The organism is Paraburkholderia sp. RHO2, from assembly GCF_050955445.1.
GTDB lineage: Bacteria > Actinomycetota > Actinomycetes > Mycobacteriales > Mycobacteriaceae > Prescottella > Prescottella agglutinans_A.
The window spans coordinates 1723642-1738877 of record NZ_CP162617.1 but is presented as its reverse complement, the minus strand read 5'-3'; the positions used below and the strand labels follow the sequence as shown (position 1 = coordinate 1738877).

Annotated in this window: 12 protein-coding genes; 7 read left to right on the top strand and 5 right to left on the bottom strand. The window is 69.0% G+C overall.

Features of this window, described 5'->3' with window-relative positions:
• The 3 genes from ABTV10_RS08065 to ABTV10_RS08055 all read right to left on the bottom strand — a co-directional run bounded on the left by ABTV10_RS08065 (nucleotide 1) and on the right by ABTV10_RS08055 (nucleotide 4048).
• A complete protein-coding gene (locus ABTV10_RS08065) occupies nucleotides 1-759 on the bottom strand; it encodes an ABC transporter ATP-binding protein (RefSeq protein WP_499033824.1) in 759 nt (252 codons plus the stop codon).
• A gap of 81 nt (nucleotides 760-840) precedes the next feature.
• Complete coding sequence (locus ABTV10_RS08060; protein ID WP_499033821.1) at nucleotides 841-3201, bottom strand: sulfatase-like hydrolase/transferase; 2361 nt, start codon at nucleotides 3199-3201, stop codon at nucleotides 841-843.
• 85 nt (nucleotides 3202-3286) lie between these two features.
• On the bottom strand, nucleotides 3287-4048 hold the full coding sequence (locus tag ABTV10_RS08055) for an SDR family NAD(P)-dependent oxidoreductase (protein WP_499033818.1): 762 nt from the start codon (nucleotides 4046-4048) through the stop codon (nucleotides 3287-3289).
• Between the two features lie 109 nt (nucleotides 4049-4157).
• Here ABTV10_RS08055 and ABTV10_RS08050 point away from each other — a divergent pair, with 109 nt between their 5' ends.
• The 3 genes from ABTV10_RS08050 to ABTV10_RS08040 all read left to right on the top strand — a co-directional run bounded on the left by ABTV10_RS08050 (nucleotide 4158) and on the right by ABTV10_RS08040 (nucleotide 7656).
• Entirely contained in the window at nucleotides 4158-4934 is a 777-nt protein-coding gene (locus tag ABTV10_RS08050; protein ID WP_499033816.1) for a deoxyribonuclease IV, read from the top strand.
• Between the two features lie 86 nt (nucleotides 4935-5020).
• The gene (locus ABTV10_RS08045; protein WP_499033815.1) at nucleotides 5021-5668 is read left to right on the top strand and encodes an AMIN-like domain-containing (lipo)protein; all 648 of its coding nucleotides are present in this window, start codon (nucleotides 5021-5023) and stop codon (nucleotides 5666-5668) included.
• 98 nt (nucleotides 5669-5766) lie between these two features.
• Nucleotides 5767-7656 carry an ABC transporter ATP-binding protein gene (locus tag ABTV10_RS08040; RefSeq protein WP_499033814.1) on the top strand — a complete coding sequence of 630 codons (1890 nt, stop codon included), beginning with the start codon at nucleotides 5767-5769 and terminating at the stop codon, nucleotides 7654-7656.
• On the opposite strand, the gene ABTV10_RS08035 is transcribed toward ABTV10_RS08040, so the two are convergent.
• Nucleotides 7657-8259: an NlpC/P60 family protein gene (locus ABTV10_RS08035; protein ID WP_499033813.1), complete on the bottom strand. Its 603-nt coding sequence runs from the start codon at nucleotides 8257-8259 to the stop codon at nucleotides 7657-7659.
• 171 nt (nucleotides 8260-8430) lie between these two features.
• Nucleotides 8431-10221, bottom strand: a complete 1791-nt coding sequence (locus ABTV10_RS08030; protein WP_499033812.1) for a DEAD/DEAH box helicase — start codon at nucleotides 10219-10221, stop codon at nucleotides 8431-8433.
• A 223-nt stretch (nucleotides 10222-10444) separates the two neighbouring features.
• Between ABTV10_RS08030 and ABTV10_RS08025 the strand changes: the two genes are divergently transcribed.
• The 4 genes from ABTV10_RS08025 (at nucleotide 10445) to ABTV10_RS08010 (ending at nucleotide 15215) form a co-directional block, all read left to right on the top strand.
• Nucleotides 10445-11734, top strand: coding sequence for a TrpB-like pyridoxal phosphate-dependent enzyme (locus tag ABTV10_RS08025; RefSeq protein WP_499033810.1), 1290 nt, complete (start codon nucleotides 10445-10447; stop codon nucleotides 11732-11734).
• Nucleotides 11735-11830: 96 nt separating this feature from the next.
• On the top strand, nucleotides 11831-12475 hold the full coding sequence (locus ABTV10_RS08020) for a phosphoribosyltransferase (protein WP_499033809.1): 645 nt from the start codon (nucleotides 11831-11833) through the stop codon (nucleotides 12473-12475).
• A gap of 68 nt (nucleotides 12476-12543) precedes the next feature.
• On the top strand, nucleotides 12544-13263 hold the full coding sequence (locus ABTV10_RS08015; RefSeq protein WP_499033808.1) for a DUF8548 family protein: 720 nt from the start codon (nucleotides 12544-12546) through the stop codon (nucleotides 13261-13263).
• A 164-nt stretch (nucleotides 13264-13427) separates the two neighbouring features.
• On the top strand, nucleotides 13428-15215 hold the full coding sequence (locus tag ABTV10_RS08010) for an AMP-dependent synthetase/ligase (protein WP_499033807.1): 1788 nt from the start codon (nucleotides 13428-13430) through the stop codon (nucleotides 15213-15215).
• Nucleotides 15216-15236: the final 21 nt, after the last annotated feature.

Sequence of the window (15236 nt, the reverse complement as noted above, 5' to 3'; positions counted from 1 at the left end):
TCAGACCGTCTCGAGGTTCTTCATGCGGTCCAGGACCGACTCCGCGGTGGGCTCGCGCAACTCGTCGACGATCTGCCCGTCGGCGAGGAACACCACCCGATCGGCGAAGCTCGCGGCCCGCGGGTCGTGCGTGACGATCACGACGGTCTGGTCGAACTCGTTGACCGCGGCGCGCAGGATCGACAGCACCTCGCCCGACGAGCGCGAATCCAGGTTGCCGGTCGGCTCGTCACCGAAGATGATCTCCGGCTGCCCGGCGAGGGCACGCGCACACGCGACACGCTGCTGCTGGCCGCCGGAGAGCTCACCGGGACGGTGGTCGAGGCGATCGCGCAGACCCAGCCGGTCGATCACGGTGTCGAGCCACTGCTGGTCGGCCTTCCGGCCGGCGATGTCGAGCGGCAGGGTGATGTTCTCGAGCGCGGTGAGGGTCGGCACGAGGTTGAACGCCTGGAAGACGAACCCGATCCGGTCCCGGCGCAGCTGCGTCATCTGCTTGTCCGAGAGGGTGGTCAGGTCCGTCGCACCGATCAGCACCGAACCCGACGTCGCCGCGTCGAGACCGGCCAGGCAGTGCATGAGCGTCGACTTGCCGGAGCCGGACGGCCCCATGATGGCGGTGAACTCCCCCCGCGCGAACTCCGCGGACACGCCGGCCAGGGCGTGGACCTGGGTGTCCCCCGTCCCGTACACCTTCGTCAGGTTGACCGCCCGTGCGGCAACGGTGGTTTCGGTGGGCATCTCGGTTTCGGTTGGCATGCCCAACATCCTCACCCGAGAGGGTGACGGAAAACCATCGGGGACTTCCCTGATCTTGTCCCCCGACCCAGGGATGGCATGTCAGTCGTGGGAGAAGGCGCGAGCGATCTCCCGCTCGAGGTCGAGATACGCGCTGCCCGAGACGTCGGCGGTCACCGTCGCGACGGTTCCCCCGCGGAACCGGAACGGTGCCTGGTACAGCCGTGACACCGACTGCCCGGTGTCGCGTCCCACCCGGATTCCCTCGCCCACCCCGGAGAACATCGCCGGCTGGATCCGCACGCCACCGAGCGAACCGACCTCTCGGTCGTCGATGTGCAGGGTCACGTCCCCGACGGGGGTGAATCCATCGGCGGCCGCTCCGGTCCGGTCGAAGCGCACTCCGAGCACGTGCGCGCCGGCGGAAACCGGCTCCGACGAGACGACGAGCTGCTCGTCCTCCCCGAGGAAGTTGTAGACGTACTTCAGGTGCCCGTCCTGGACGAACAGGGTGTGGCCCCCGAGCCTGCCGCCGTGCGCGAACAGGACCCCTTCGACCGCGACGGGACTGTCGGCCTCGATTCGCACGTTTGCCAGCACAGAGAAGGAGCGGCCCCGCATCTCGAGGGCAGCGCCCGGCCCCACCTCGGCCGCGTCCGGGTAGTAGACGAACGACTCGCGCGCCCCCGTCAGGTACGGACGGTAGCGCAGGAACGCGGACAGCACGTCGAGGTCGTTGAGAGGTAACCCGTCGTACTTCGCGGCCTGGTCGAACCACAGCCGGCGCATCTCGTCGAGCTTGTCGGGCCGCGCCGCCGCGAGGTCGCGGACCTGGCTGCGGTCCCGCTCGATGTGGAACAGCTCCCAGCGGTCCTCGTCGAAGTGCGCCCAGTTGGACGGAGCCGCCGGGTGCACGGTGTTCGCGAACCAGCCGTCGTGCCAGATCCCACGGGTGCCGAGCATCGAATAGAACTGGGTCGTCTTGCCGGTCGCCGCATCCGGGTCCGCGAGGACGGGACGGAAGCTCACCCCCTCGAGCGGGCGCTGCGGCACCCCGCCGACCAGCAGCGGCGGATCGATACCGAGCAGCTCGTACACGGTGGGCGTGATGTCGCAGACGTTGATGTAGTTGTCGCGGACCTCACCGCGGGCGGCGATCCCGTCCGGCCACGAGACGACACACGGGTCCGCGATCCCTCCCTCGTGCGATGCGTACCGTTTGAACAGTTTGTACGGGGTGTTGAACGCCATCGCCCACCCGGTGCAGTAATGGTTGTACGTCTCCGGACCACCCAGGTCGTCGATCTGCGCCAGACCGTCCTCGACCCGGTCCGGATAGCCGTTGAAGAACTTGTACTCGTTCACCGAGCCGTTGGGGCCGCCCTCACCGCTGGCGCCGTTGTCGGACAGCAGCACGACGATCGTGTTGTCGAGCTGCCCGGAATCCTCGAGATAGTCGAGCAGACGACCGATCTGGGCGTCGGTGTAGCTCTGGAACCCGGCGAACACCTCCGCCATCCGGCAGAACAGACGCTGCTCGCCGTCGTCGAGCGCGTCCCACGGGCGGACGGTGTCCCCCACCGGCCACGGCACCCCGTCCGCGCTCACCTCGCCCGCGTACGGATTCATCTGCGACAGTTCGGTGTCCGCGGGAACCAGTCCGAGCCGCTTCTGGTTGTCGAGGACGATCTCGCGGTACCGCTCGTAGCCCATGTCGAACCGACCGGCGTACCGATCGGACCATTCCTTCGATACGTGATGCGGCGCATGCCCGCAACCCGGGCACAGGTAGAGGAACCACGGCTTGTCCGGCGCGATCACCTTGGCGTCGCGGATGAACTCGATCGATTTGTCCGCCAAGTCCTTCGACAGGTGGTAGCCGTCCTCGGGCGTCGACGGCGGGGTGACCGGATGGTTGTCGTAGACGAGATTGGGATACCACTGGTCCGCCTCACCACCGAGAAATCCGTAGAAGCGTTCGAATCCTCGCGAGAGCGGCCAATTTCTTTTGTTAGCCGCAAGATTCGACTCCTCCAACGGAGTCAGATGCCACTTGCCGACGGCGTAGGTGTTCCACCCGCGTTCGCTCAGCACCTCCGACAGCAGCGCCGCGTCCGTGGGGATCCGACCACTCGCGTTGGCGAACCCGTCGGTGAACTCCTCGATCGTCGCCATTCCCACCGACGTCGGGTTCCGTCCGGTCAGCAACGCCGCCCGCGTCGGCGAGCACAACGCGGTGGTGTGGAACTGACTGAGCAGCACCCCACGCTCGGCGATGCGCCGAAGATTCGGCATCTCGACCAGGCCACCGTAGAAGTCCCACGTACCGATCCCCGTGTCGTCCCACACCAGGTACAGGACATTCGGGGCACCCTCCGGCGCGCGAGGTTCCGCGAACGGCGCCCAGTCCGGCGTCGAATCCCGGATATCGACCGAAACCTTGCCCGTGAACTCCGCAGCCATGGCCGGGTCCTCCCGATGCGTGGTACCCGATCATCATCACACGCACCGGGAGCCACCCGGACCGCTTCGTCGAACTACGCGGGATTCACGACCACCGGGCCTGACCGCCGTCGAGGGGGATCGTCGCACCCGTCAGGTATCTCGCGTCCGGCCCGACCAGGAACGCGACCGCATTGCCGATGTCGGTCTCGGGATCACCGATCCGACGCATCGGGATACTCGCGACGAACGCGGCAGCCTCCTCCGGACGCGCCTCGGTCCAACGCTGCAGACCTGGCGACATCGCGTGCGGTGCAACCGCATTGACGCGGATATTGTCGACACCCCACTCGCACGCCGCCGCGCGGGTGAGGGCGCGGACCGCCTCCTTCACGGACGCGTACCCGCCGTACCCGCTCGCGTCCCACCGGACGGCGACGGACGACACCATGTTCACGATCGCGCCACCGCCCCGTTCCTTCATGTACGGATAGCAGGCCTGCATCGTCCGCAGCGCCGCGATCGGACCGGAGGTGTAGGCCCGCTCGAGGACGTCCGGCCTCAGTTCGTTGACCGGCCCCAACGGATTGAGGCTGGCGTTGTTGACCAGGATGTCGACGCCACCGAACAGCGCGGCGGTCGTGTCGACGGCACGTGCGATGTCCTCCGCGTCCGACACGTCCGCGACGACCGGTTCGGCGACGCCGCGGAACGCGGCGATCGCCTCACAGGTGTCGATCAGCTTGGACTCGGTCCGCCCCGACACCGCGATTCGCGCGCCCTCCTTGGCGAGCGCGAACGCGACGCCCTGACCGACGCCCTGGCCGGCACCCGTGATGAGCGCGACCTTTCCCTCCAACTTGCCCATGTGGTTTCAATCTCCCGCAATCGATGTGTCGCACACACAACCAGGTACGGCCGATCGTCACGTCGTGTTTCCCGTTGATCGGGACCGGTTCGCCGCTACGCTCGACGGCATGCGGATCGGAGCCCACGTCCGGCAGGACGCCGACCCCATCGGGGCCGGCGAACGTCTCGGTGCGGACATCGTCCAGTTGTTCCTCACCGACCCCCAGGCATGGGACAAGCCCGAACCGCATCCGCGGACGGAACAGATCCTGCAGAGCCCGATCGACGTCGTCGTGCACTCGTCGTACGTCATCAACGTGGCCAGCCTCAACAACCGACTACGGATGCCGTCACGCAAGGCCGTCGCGGACCAGGCCGCGGCGGCCGCCGAGATCGGCGCGATCGGTCTCGTCGTCCACGGTGGTCATGTCCGCGACGGTGAGGATCCGGCAGCCGGTGTCACGAACTGGCGCAAGCTCTTCGAACGGCAGCAGGACAAGGGCGGATTCCCGGTGCCGATCCTCATCGAGAACACGGCGGGCGGCGACTTCGCGATGGCCCGCCACCTCGACGCGATCGCACGGCTGTGGGACGCCGTCGGCGAGTTCGGCGCCGGTTTCTGCCTCGACACCTGCCACGCGTGGGCGGGGGGCGAGGAACTGCTCGGCATCGTCGAGCGCGTCAAGGCCATCACCGGCCGGATCGACCTGGTGCACCTGAACAACTCGCGCGACGAGTTCGACTCCGCCCGCGACCGGCACGCCAACCTGGCCACCGGCACGATCGACCCGGCGATGCTCACCGCCGTCGCCGCCACCGCGGACGCCCCGGTGATTCTCGAGACGCCTGCAGAGGGGATCGCCGACGATCTCGCCTACCTGCGCGACGCGCTGGCCGGGGACTGACGAGTCTCCGACATCACATACCGAATCGGACACGACGCCGCGTCGGAGGCGAACCGACCCGCCACCGGCACCTACCATCCCGAGACATGACGCACTTCCGGTCCCGCCGCACCCTCGCCATGTCGTCCGTCGCCGTCGCCGCACTCGCCCTCGCGGGGTGCACCAGCGCCGAATCCGAGCCGGCCGCCTCGACCACGTCGATGACCTCGTCGGCCGCCGTCGACTCCGACTCCGACTCGAGCCGCCAGCCGAAGGCGCTCGCTGCTCCCGCCGAGGGCACGCTGACCGCCGCACCGACCGGGCAGGCGGCGCCGCAGACCTCCGCGGCGTCAGCGGATGCCGCGCTCACCATCACCGACATCCGCGTCGGGAAGCACGACGGCTTCGACCGCGTGGTCTACGAGTTCGGCGGCACCGGAACCCCCGGCTGGCGCGCCGAGATCGTGTCCACTGCGACCCAGCAGGGCAGCGGCAACCCCCTCGCGGTCGCCGGCCAGGGCATTCTGCAGGTCCTGATCGACGGCTCCTCGATGCCGTTCATGACGAACGTCGAGCCGTACGCGGGCCCGAACCCGCTCGAGGTCGAGAATCCCGTCGTCGTCACCGAGGTCCGGGACGCCGGGATCTTCGAGGGCACCGACCAGACGCTCGTCGGGCTCACCGACCGCAACGTCTCGTACCGTGTCTACACCCTCACCGAGCCGACACGCCTGGTCGTCGACATCGCGCGCTGACGCCGAACCTCCCGGTTTGACCTCAACCTTTCTCGAGGTCCTACCTTCGGTGTCGTACCCCCGTCCTACAGTGGCGGGGCCGACGAGAGGGGCGACGGATGAGTATGGACGTGACCGCGTGGAACGCGATGTACAACGCCATGCACGCGCAACAGGACCGCCGCCCCTTCTCGCGGGCGACCCTGCGCAGGGTTGCCGGTTACGCGCGCCCGCACCGTAGCCACATCCTCTGGTACGTGCTCCTCAGCGTCGTCACCGCCGCGCTCGCGGTGGCGACACCCGTGTTGGCCGGACGGGTCGTCGATGCGATCGTCGCCGGCGACGACACCCGCGTCGTCGTGCTGCTGGCCGCGGCCATCGCGGCCATCGCGCTCGTCGAGGCGGGGATGGCCGTGCTCACCCGGTGGCTGTCCGCGAGTATCGGCGAGGACCTCATCCTCGATCTGCGCACCGCGGTCTTCGATCACGTGCAGCGCATGCCCGTCGCGTTCTTCACCCGCACCCGCACCGGCGCGCTCGTCAGCCGTCTCAACAACGACGTGATCGGCGCTCAGCGGGCGTTCAGCGACACCCTCTCCGGCGTGGTCGGGAACCTCGTGACACTGGCCATCACCCTGGTGGTGATGGTGAGCATCTCGTGGCAGATCACGCTGCTGTCGCTGCTGCTCCTGCCGGTGTTCGTGATCCCGGCCCGCCGCATGGGTACCCGACTGGCGCGGCTGAGCCGCGAGGCCGCCAACCACAACTCGGTGATGAGCACCCAGATGACCGAGCGGTTCTCGGCGCCCGGTGCGACCCTGGTGAAGCTGTTCGGCCGCCCCTCCGCGGAATCCGCCGAGTTCGCGGTGCGCGCCCGCCGTGTCCGCGACATCGGCGTCCGCACCGCGATGCTGCAGTCGGTGTTCGTCACCGCCCTCACCCTCGTCTCGGCCCTCGCGCTCGCCCTCGTCTACGGCCTGGGCGGCTACTACGCGCTGCGCGGACAACTCGAGGCCGGCGCCGTCGTCTCGCTCGCGCTGCTCCTCACCCGGCTGTACTCGCCGCTCACCTCGCTGGCGAGCGCCCGCGTCGACGTCATGAGCGCGATGGTCAGCTTCGAGAGAGTCTTCGAGATCCTCGACCTGAAGCCGCTCATCGCGGAAAAGCCCGACGCCGTCGATGTCCCCGAAGGGCCCGTGTCCGTCGAGTTCCGGTCGGTCGACTTCGCGTACCCGGCCGCCGACAAGGTCTCCCTCGCCTCCCTCGAGGAGGTCGCCGGCCTCGACACCCGCGGCGGCGCGACCGTGCTGCACGACGTCTCGTTCCGGGTGGAACCGGGCCGGATGACCGCACTGGTCGGGTCGTCCGGCGCGGGGAAATCAACCATCGCGCAACTGCTTCCGCGCCTGTACGACGTCGATTCCGGCGCGGTCCTGGTGGGCGGCGTCGACGTCCGCGATCTGACGACCGATTCGGTCCGCGCAACAGTCGGCATGGTGACGCAGGACGGGCACCTGTTCCACGAGTCGGTGCGCGCGAACCTCCTGCTCGCGCGGCCCGACGCGACCGAGGCCGACCTGTGGGACGTGCTGCGGCGCGCAAACCTGGAGTCGCTGATCGAGTCGCTGCCCGACGGCCTCGACACCGTCGTCGGCGAACGGGGGTACCGACTGTCGGGCGGTGAGCGGCAACGCCTCACGATCGCGCGACTGCTGCTGGCACAGCCGCGCGTCGTGATCCTCGATGAGGCCACCGCGCACCTCGACTCGACGTCGGAGGCCGCGGTGCAGGACGCACTCGGCGAAGCCCTCGAAGGGCGGACCGCGGTCGTGATCGCCCACCGGCTGTCCACCATCCGCGCAGCCGACCAGATCCTCGTCGTCGAAGACGGCCGAATCGTCGAGCGCGGCAACCACTCCGAACTGCTCGCCGCCGGCGGACGCTACACCGAGCTGTACCGGACGCAGTTCGACACCGGATCGCCGATTCTCACCGAGGTCCTGCGCTGATCAGAAGAACCGACGGATGTTGTGGATCGTGAAGTCCGACAGCGGCCGCAGCCCGGTCGGGACACCCGATCCGTACGCGTTGAACACCATGCCGTTGCCGGCGTAGATGCCGACGTGTCCGGCGATGTCGTAGGTATTCATCGTGATCACGTCGCCGGGCTGCAGCGCCGACAGCGGTACCAGCATGCCGCCGGTGTCGCGCGCCATCTCCTGGCTGGTGCGTGGCAGCGAGATCCCCACCGTCCGGAAGGCCCACTGCACCAACCCCGAGCAGTCCCACGCGTCGGGGCCGTTGCCGCCCCACAGATACGGCTTTCCGGTCTGGGTCGTGGCAGCCGCCAGCGCCGCCAGGCCGCGGGGGCTGGGAATCGGCAGCGGGATCGCGATGTCGCCGCTGCCGGCGAACAGGCTGGCGCTCCCCGTTCCGCCACTGCCGCCGGCGCTGCCGGACGATGCGATGTCGGCCAGGCCGTTGGTGAACTCGGCTGCCCCGGTGATCGAGCCTGCGATATCGGGTTGTGCGGCGGCGGGTGCAGCCAATCCGACAGCACCACCGGCGATGAGTCCTGCTGCGATCAATCCTCGACGAATCACGTGGGCCACGCTCGTGCCTCCTTGCTCGGAAATGCGCGAATCCCCCGACCCCAAACTGTGAGGCACATTACAGAGCAGGAATCACTTCCGTCACAGGATTCGGCGATCGACGAAAAGGGGCGCCGGCGGGTTCGATACCCGCCGGCGCCCCTTTCGAAAGCCGTTCGCCCAGGTCAGGCGTCAGTCGCGCGGCCGACGCTTGCCGAACTTTTCGCCCTTGCCGCGGTTGAACTTGCCACCGGCCCGGTCGTCGCGGCCGCCCCGCGACGACGGGCGGCCCGCCGGCGCGCCCTGGTCCGGCTGCAGCTGGATCAGCACACCCGAGATCCGCGTCGCGCGCAGCGCCTCGACGGTCTCGCGTGACAGGTTCGCGGGCAGCTCGACCAGGCTGTGATCAGGGCGGATGCTGATGTGCCCGAAGTCGCTGCGGCGCAGGCCACCCTCGTTGGCGATAGCGCCGACGATGGCACCGGGCACCACCTTGTGCCGCTTGCCGACCGCGATCCGGTAGGTCGCGAACTCCTGGCCGTCGCGACCGACGCGCGGACCACTGGGACCGCCCTCGTCGAATCGGCGGGCCGGCCGCTCCCGCGCCTCCCGCTCGCGGCGCGGCGGGGCCGGGGGCTCCGGCGCCATCAGGAACGACTCGCCGTCCCGCGACTGCACCGCCAGCGCGGCGGCGATGTCGGCGAGCGGCACGTCGTGCTCGCGCTCATAGTCCTCGATGAGCTTGCGGAACAGCGCGAGGTTGTCCGAGCTCAGGCTCGCGGTGATGGAATCGCCGAACTTCGCGACCCGCTGCGCGTTGACGTCCTCGACGGTGGGCAGCTGAATCTCGGTGAGCGGCTGGCGCGTGGTGCGCTCGATCGACTTGAGCAGATGCCGCTCGCGCGGGGCCACGAACAGCAGCGCGTCGCCGGTGCGGCCCGCGCGGCCGGTGCGGCCGATGCGGTGCACGTACGACTCGGTGTCGTGCGGGATGTCGTAGTTGACAACGTGCGAGATGCGGTCGACGTCCAGGCCGCGGGCCGCGACGTCGGTGGCGACGAGGATGTCGAGCGCACCGGACTTGAGCTGGCCGATCGTGCGCTCACGCTGGGCCTGGACGATGTCGCCGTTGATCGCGGCGGCCGAGAAGCCGCGCGCCCGCAGCCGCTCGGCGAGGTCCTCGGTGGCCTGCTTGGTCCGAACGAAGATGATCATCGCCTCGAACGACTCGACCTCGAGGATGCGGGTGAGGGCGTCGAGCTTGCGCTGGTGCGCCACCTGCACCCACCGCTGTGTGATGTTCGCGGCGGTCGCGGTCTTCGCCTTGACGGTGATCTCGACGGGATCGTGCAGGTACTGCTTGGAGATCTTGCGGATCGCCGGCGGCATCGTCGCCGAGAACAGCGCGACCTGCTTGTACTCGGGCGTGTCGGCGAGGATCCGCTCGACGTCGTCCTGGAAGCCCATCTTGAGCATCTCGTCGGCCTCGTCGAGGACGAGGTACTCGAGATTCGACAGGTCGAGCGTGCCCTTCTCCAGGTGGTCGATCACGCGACCGGGGGTGCCCACGATGATCTGCGCGCCACGACGCAGGCCCGACAGCTGCACGCCGTACGCCTGGCCGCCGTAGATCGGCAGCACGTGCAGACCCGGAATGTGGGCCGAGTACTTGCCGAAGGCCTCCGCGACCTGGAGCGCCAGCTCACGGGTGGGGGCCAGGATCAGCGCCTGGGGCACTTTCCGCTCCACGTCCAGGCGGGACAGGATCGGGATCGCGAACGCGGCCGTCTTGCCGGTACCGGTCTGCGCGAGGCCGACGACGTCGTTGCCCGCGAGCAGGGGCGGGATGGTCGCGGCCTGGATGGGCGAGGGCGACTCGTAGCCGACATCGGAGAGGGCCTTCAGCACCCGTTCGTCGATCTGCAGGTCGGCGAAGGTGATGGGATTGTTGTCGGACTGCGGGTCGCGCTCGGTGTCACTCATTTGACCAGTGAGTTTAGTCGATGCGTGGTATGGCCCTGCCGCCCTCCTCCCCCTCCCAACTCCTGAACGGGAATTCATGGTCCGCTTTCGGGTCCGATCCGTATCGTGAACTCCCGTTCAGCGCTTCGGGACGGAACCGGAGCAGGGACGACCCCGCCCGCGCGCCCGAAATGACCGGGATCACAATGTGGGCGACCCCCCTTCATTTCGAGAGGAACCCGCAGTGTCCGATTCTGTAGCGAACGCCATCCCCACCCACTGGTACAACATCGTCGCGGACCTGCCGGTCGCCCCGCCGCCTCACCTGCACCCGGGCACCAAGGAGCCGGTTCAGGCCGCTGACCTGGCCGCACTGTTCCCGAGCGCGCTGATCGAGCAGGAAGTGACCACCGACCAGTACATCGAGATCCCCGAACCGATCCGCGAGGCGTACCGGACGTGGAGGCCCGCGCCGCTGATCCGCGCGCGGGAATTCGAGAAGGCCCTCGGCACCCCGGCCCGCATCTACGTCAAGTACGAGGGCGTGAGCCCGGTCGGCAGCCACAAGACCAACACGGCCGTCGCGCAGGCGTACTACAACGCACAGGACGGCGTGAAGAAGATCACCACCGAGACCGGCGCCGGCCAGTGGGGCAGCGCGCTGTCGTTCGCGTGCGCCAAGTTCGGCATCGACCTCGAGGTGTGGCAGGTGCGCGCGTCGTACGAGTCGAAGCCGTACCGCCGGCACCTGATGGAGACCTACGGCGGCACCGTGCACCCGAGCCCGTCGGAGCTCACCGAGTCGGGCCGCAAGATGCTGGCCGACTTCCCCGACACCCCCGGCTCGCTGGGCATGGCGGTCACCGAGGCCGTCGAGGTCGCCGCGAACGACCCCGACGCGCGGTACGCGCTCGGCAGTGTCCTCAACCACGTGGTGCTGCACCAGACGGTGATCGGCCTCGAGGCCGTCGAGCAGTTGCGCGCCGCCGGCGAGGCCAACGCCGACGTCGTGTTCGGCTGCGCCGGTGGCGGTTCCAACCTGGCCGGCCTGGCGTTCCCCTTCATCCGCGAGGTGCTGCACGGCAAGGCGCAGACGCGCATCGTCGCCGCCGAGCCCGCCGCGTGCCCGTCGATCACCAAGGGCGAGTACCGCTACGACCACGGCGACGTCGCCGGCCTGACGCCGCTGCTGAAGATGCACACGCTCGGCCAGGACTTCGTCCCGGACCCGATCCACGCCGGTGGCCTGCGCTACCACGGCATGGCGCCGCTGCTCAGCCACACCGTCGAACTCGGCTACGTCACCGGCCAGGCCGTCGACCAGCGCGACTCCTTCGACGCCGGTGTGCTGTTCGCCCGCACGCAGGGCATCGTCCCCGCCCCGGAGTCGGCACACGCGATCGCCGCGGCCGCCGAGTACGCCCGCGGGCTGACCGAGCCCGAGGTCCTGGTGATCGGCCTGTCCGGCCACGGCATGCTCGATCTGCCCGCCTACCAGGCACACATCGACGGCGACCTGGTCTCGACGGCCTAGTCGACATCGAAGCGGGCCGCGTCGGAGTGCTCCGCCGCGGCCCGCGCCGGTTCGGCGGGCGTATCGTCGGAAGCGAGAGCGAAACGGAGCACGCGCATGCACTACGCGACGCGCGCGAGAGCCGGTCGCGCGCTGGCCACATCGCTGAGCCACCTCCGCGGGACGGACACGGTCGTACTCGGACTCCCCCGCGGCGGCGTGCCGGTCGCATTCGAGGTGGCACACGCGCTCGGCGCCCCCCTCGACATCATCCTGGTTCGCAAGCTCGGCGTGCCGTGGCAGCCGGAACTGGCGATGGGCGCCATCGGCGAGGGCGACACCGAGGTGCTCAACGAGGACGTCATCCGCCTCGGCCACGTCTCGCGCCAGTCGGTGGACGCGGTGCGGGCCAGGGAGCGGCAGGAGCTGCTTCGACGGGCCGACGCCCTGCGGGGCGGTCATCCGCGTACACCGCTGACCGGCCGTACCGCCGTCCTCGTCGACGACGGGATGGCCACCGGCGCAACGGCCGCGGTCGCCTGCCAGGTGGCGCGCGCCCAGGGAGCGAGCCGGATCGTGGTCGCGGTACCGGTCGCGTCCCCCGAAGCGATGTCGAGGCTGAGGGTCACCGCCGACGAGGTCGTCTGCCCGTTCGTCCCCGCGAACCTCGGCGGGGTCGGCGGCGCCTACATCGACTTCCACCAACTCGACGACCGTGAGGTGACGGAGCTGCTGGCACGCGCCCGCGAACCGGGCACGTGACCGGTGCAACACTCGACGCCTCGCCGGCGATACACGTTTCGGAGGCCCCACGCAGTCAGGGAGGATCCGTGAGCGTCTCGGAACAGCAAGTACAGGCGGTGACACAGGCCTGCCGGGAACGGCTGGGCGATCCGGCCGGGTGGGTTCCGCCCGACGAGTACCGCCACAGCCTGGCGCTGTGCATCATCGAGTCGGTACAGGCTGCGGGAACCCGCCTCGCGGACGCGGGAACCGTCGTCGACCGTTACCTCGCCTATCGCCGCGCCCATCAGTCCGGCCCGATCACCGACGGCGCCCGCGCCCTGCTCCGGACGTTCGAGGAGGCCGGCAGCGCCGATCTGTGGGCGGGCAAGATCGGCAACTACAAGCGCCGCTACTCCGAGTCGACCGCACCTCTGCGCGCCACCGAGATCCAGCGCACCGCCGAACGTCTCCACACCCTGCAGGTCGATTCCGTCGAGGACCTGGTGGGCGCGACGCGCACCGCCGGGACCCGGCACCACCTGCGCACCGTGTGGGACGAGTCCAGCGGCGCCCGCGACGACACCACCTGGCAGCACCTGCTGCTGCTCGCGGGCGCCCCGGGCGCCGACGACACCACGCTCGCCATCGACGAGTTCGTCCGATCGGCCCTGGCGTCCTCGGATGCCGGCGTCGAGCCCGACGCCCGTCCGGCGGCGATCCTCTCCGCGGCCGCCGACCGCCTCGACGTCCCTCCGGCCGCGCTCGAACACGCAGTCCGCCGGTGGAGGTGCACGCGGGAGGACCACTTCGTACCCGTCTCGTGACGCTGCAGGGCCCGGACCTGCAGAAAGTTAGCAGGACTTACGGTTACACCTATTTTCCCAGGTGGCGGCGCGGAATGCCGCAAATCGGGCGTTTGACTGAGTGCAATGAGACTCCAAGTGTGATGCAATGCACATCCGTCATGTCATTTCTCGGAGGGGTCACAGTGCGTGAGTATTCGGTTCCACAGTCGTTCACCATCCCGGAAGACGCGTCGATGGCCGACACGGTCTTCCGTTACGAAGCGGAATGCCCGAACCTCGTGCCCTTCAAGAAGCCGGGCAGCGGCGGCTGGGTGGACGTCACTGCAGCCCAGTTCGCGAAGGAGGTCAGGGCCGTTGCCAAGGGCCTGATGGCCTCGGGCATCGAACTCGGTGACCGCGTCGCGATCCTGTCGTCCACCCGGTACGAATGGGTGGTCCTCGACTACGCGATCTGGACCGCGGGTGGCTGCACGGTCGCGATCTACGACACATCGTCGGCCGATCAGGCCCAGTGGATCCTCGAGGACTCCGCAACGTCCATGCTCGTGGTCGAGACGTCGACCCACGCCGAGACCGTCAAGGACGTCGCCGAGGCCGCCCCTGCCCTGCGCGAGGTCCTCCAGATCGAGGCCGGCGCCATCGACGAACTGGTGACCCGCGGTGCGAGCATCAGCGACGACGACCTCGACGAGCGACGGCACCAGGTCCGCGCGTCGTCGCCCGCGACCCTGATCTACACCTCCGGCACCACCGGACGCCCCAAGGGGGTGCAGCTCACCCACTCGAACTTCTACGCCGAATCGGCCGCCGTGCGGATCGCGCTCGGCGACGCGCTGGAAGAGGGCAAGCGCACACTGATGTTCCTTCCGCTCGCCCACGTGTTCGCTCGGGCCATCTCGTTCGGCGCGTTCGACGCGAAGGTCACCGTCGCACACACCGCGGACCTGACCACGCTGCTCGATCAGTTCGCGGTGTTCAAGCCGAACTTCATCCTCTCGGTCCCCCGTGTGTTCGAGAAGGTCTACAACTCGGCCAAGCAGAAGGCGGAGGACGGTGGCAAGGGCAAGATCTTCGCCAAGGCCGCCGAGACCGCGATCGCGTGGAGCGAGGCGCAGGACGCCGGCGGCGCCGGACTCGGCCTGCGCCTGCGTCACGCCCTGTTCGACAAGCTCGTCTACTCGAAGCTCCGCTCGGCCCTGGGCGGTGAATGCGACCGTGCGGTGTCCGGTGGCGCCGCGCTCGGCGCCCGCCTCGGTCACTTCTTCCGCGGTGTCGGCATCCCGGTGTACGAGGGCTACGGCCTCACCGAGTCCAGCGCGGCGGTCACCGTCAACACCACGCGCGACCAGAAGATCGGGACGGTCGGCAAGCCGATCGACGGTCACGCCGCGAAGATCGCGGAGGACGGCGAACTGCTGATCCGCGGTCCCGTCGTGTTCGGCGGCTACTGGCACAACGAGGCGGCCACGGCCGACGCGATCCGCGACGGCTGGTTCCACACCGGCGATCTCGGATCGATCGACACGGAGGGCTACGTCTCGATCACCGGCCGCAAGAAGGAGATCATCGTGACCGCCGGCGGCAAGAACGTCGCCCCGGCCGTGCTCGAGGACGCCCTGCGCGCACACGCGCTGATCAGCCAGTGTCTCGTCGTGGGCGACGCGAAGCCCTTCATCGGCGCGCTCATCACGCTCGACCCCGAGGCACTGCCCGGATGGAAGGAGCGGAACGGCCTCGCCGCCGACACCCCCATCGCGGAACTCGTGAAGCACCCCGACCTGGTCGCCGAGATCGACGCGGCGGTCTCCGAGGGCAACAAGAAGGTCTCCAACCCGGAGCAGATCAAGAAGTACCGGATCCTCGAGGTCGACTTCACCGTCGACTCGGGCGAGCTGACCCCGACGCTCAAGCTCAAGCGCAACATCATCCACGAACAGCATGCGGAGGCCATCGCCCGGATCTACACGTAAGCGCGAGAAGACGATTCGGGG

Bases quoted from the DNA above. Each gene is read 5' to 3' on its own strand.
- ABTV10_RS08030 (WP_499033812.1), bottom strand. From the start codon at position 10,221: ATGAGTGACACCGAGCGCGACCCGCAGTCCGACAACAATCCCATCACC.
- ABTV10_RS08055 (WP_499033818.1), bottom strand. From the start codon at position 4,048: ATGGGCAAGTTGGAGGGAAAGGTCGCGCTCATCACGGGTGCCGGCCAG.
- ABTV10_RS08065 (WP_499033824.1), bottom strand. From the start codon at position 759: ATGCCAACCGAAACCGAGATGCCCACCGAAACCACCGTTGCCGCACGG.
- ABTV10_RS08045 (WP_499033815.1), top strand. From the start codon at position 5,021: ATGACGCACTTCCGGTCCCGCCGCACCCTCGCCATGTCGTCCGTCGCC.
- ABTV10_RS08020 (WP_499033809.1), top strand. From the start codon at position 11,831: ATGCACTACGCGACGCGCGCGAGAGCCGGTCGCGCGCTGGCCACATCG.
- ABTV10_RS08040 (WP_499033814.1), top strand. From the start codon at position 5,767: ATGAGTATGGACGTGACCGCGTGGAACGCGATGTACAACGCCATGCAC.
- ABTV10_RS08060 (WP_499033821.1), bottom strand. From the start codon at position 3,201: ATGGCTGCGGAGTTCACGGGCAAGGTTTCGGTCGATATCCGGGATTCG.
- ABTV10_RS08050 (WP_499033816.1), top strand. From the start codon at position 4,158: ATGCGGATCGGAGCCCACGTCCGGCAGGACGCCGACCCCATCGGGGCC.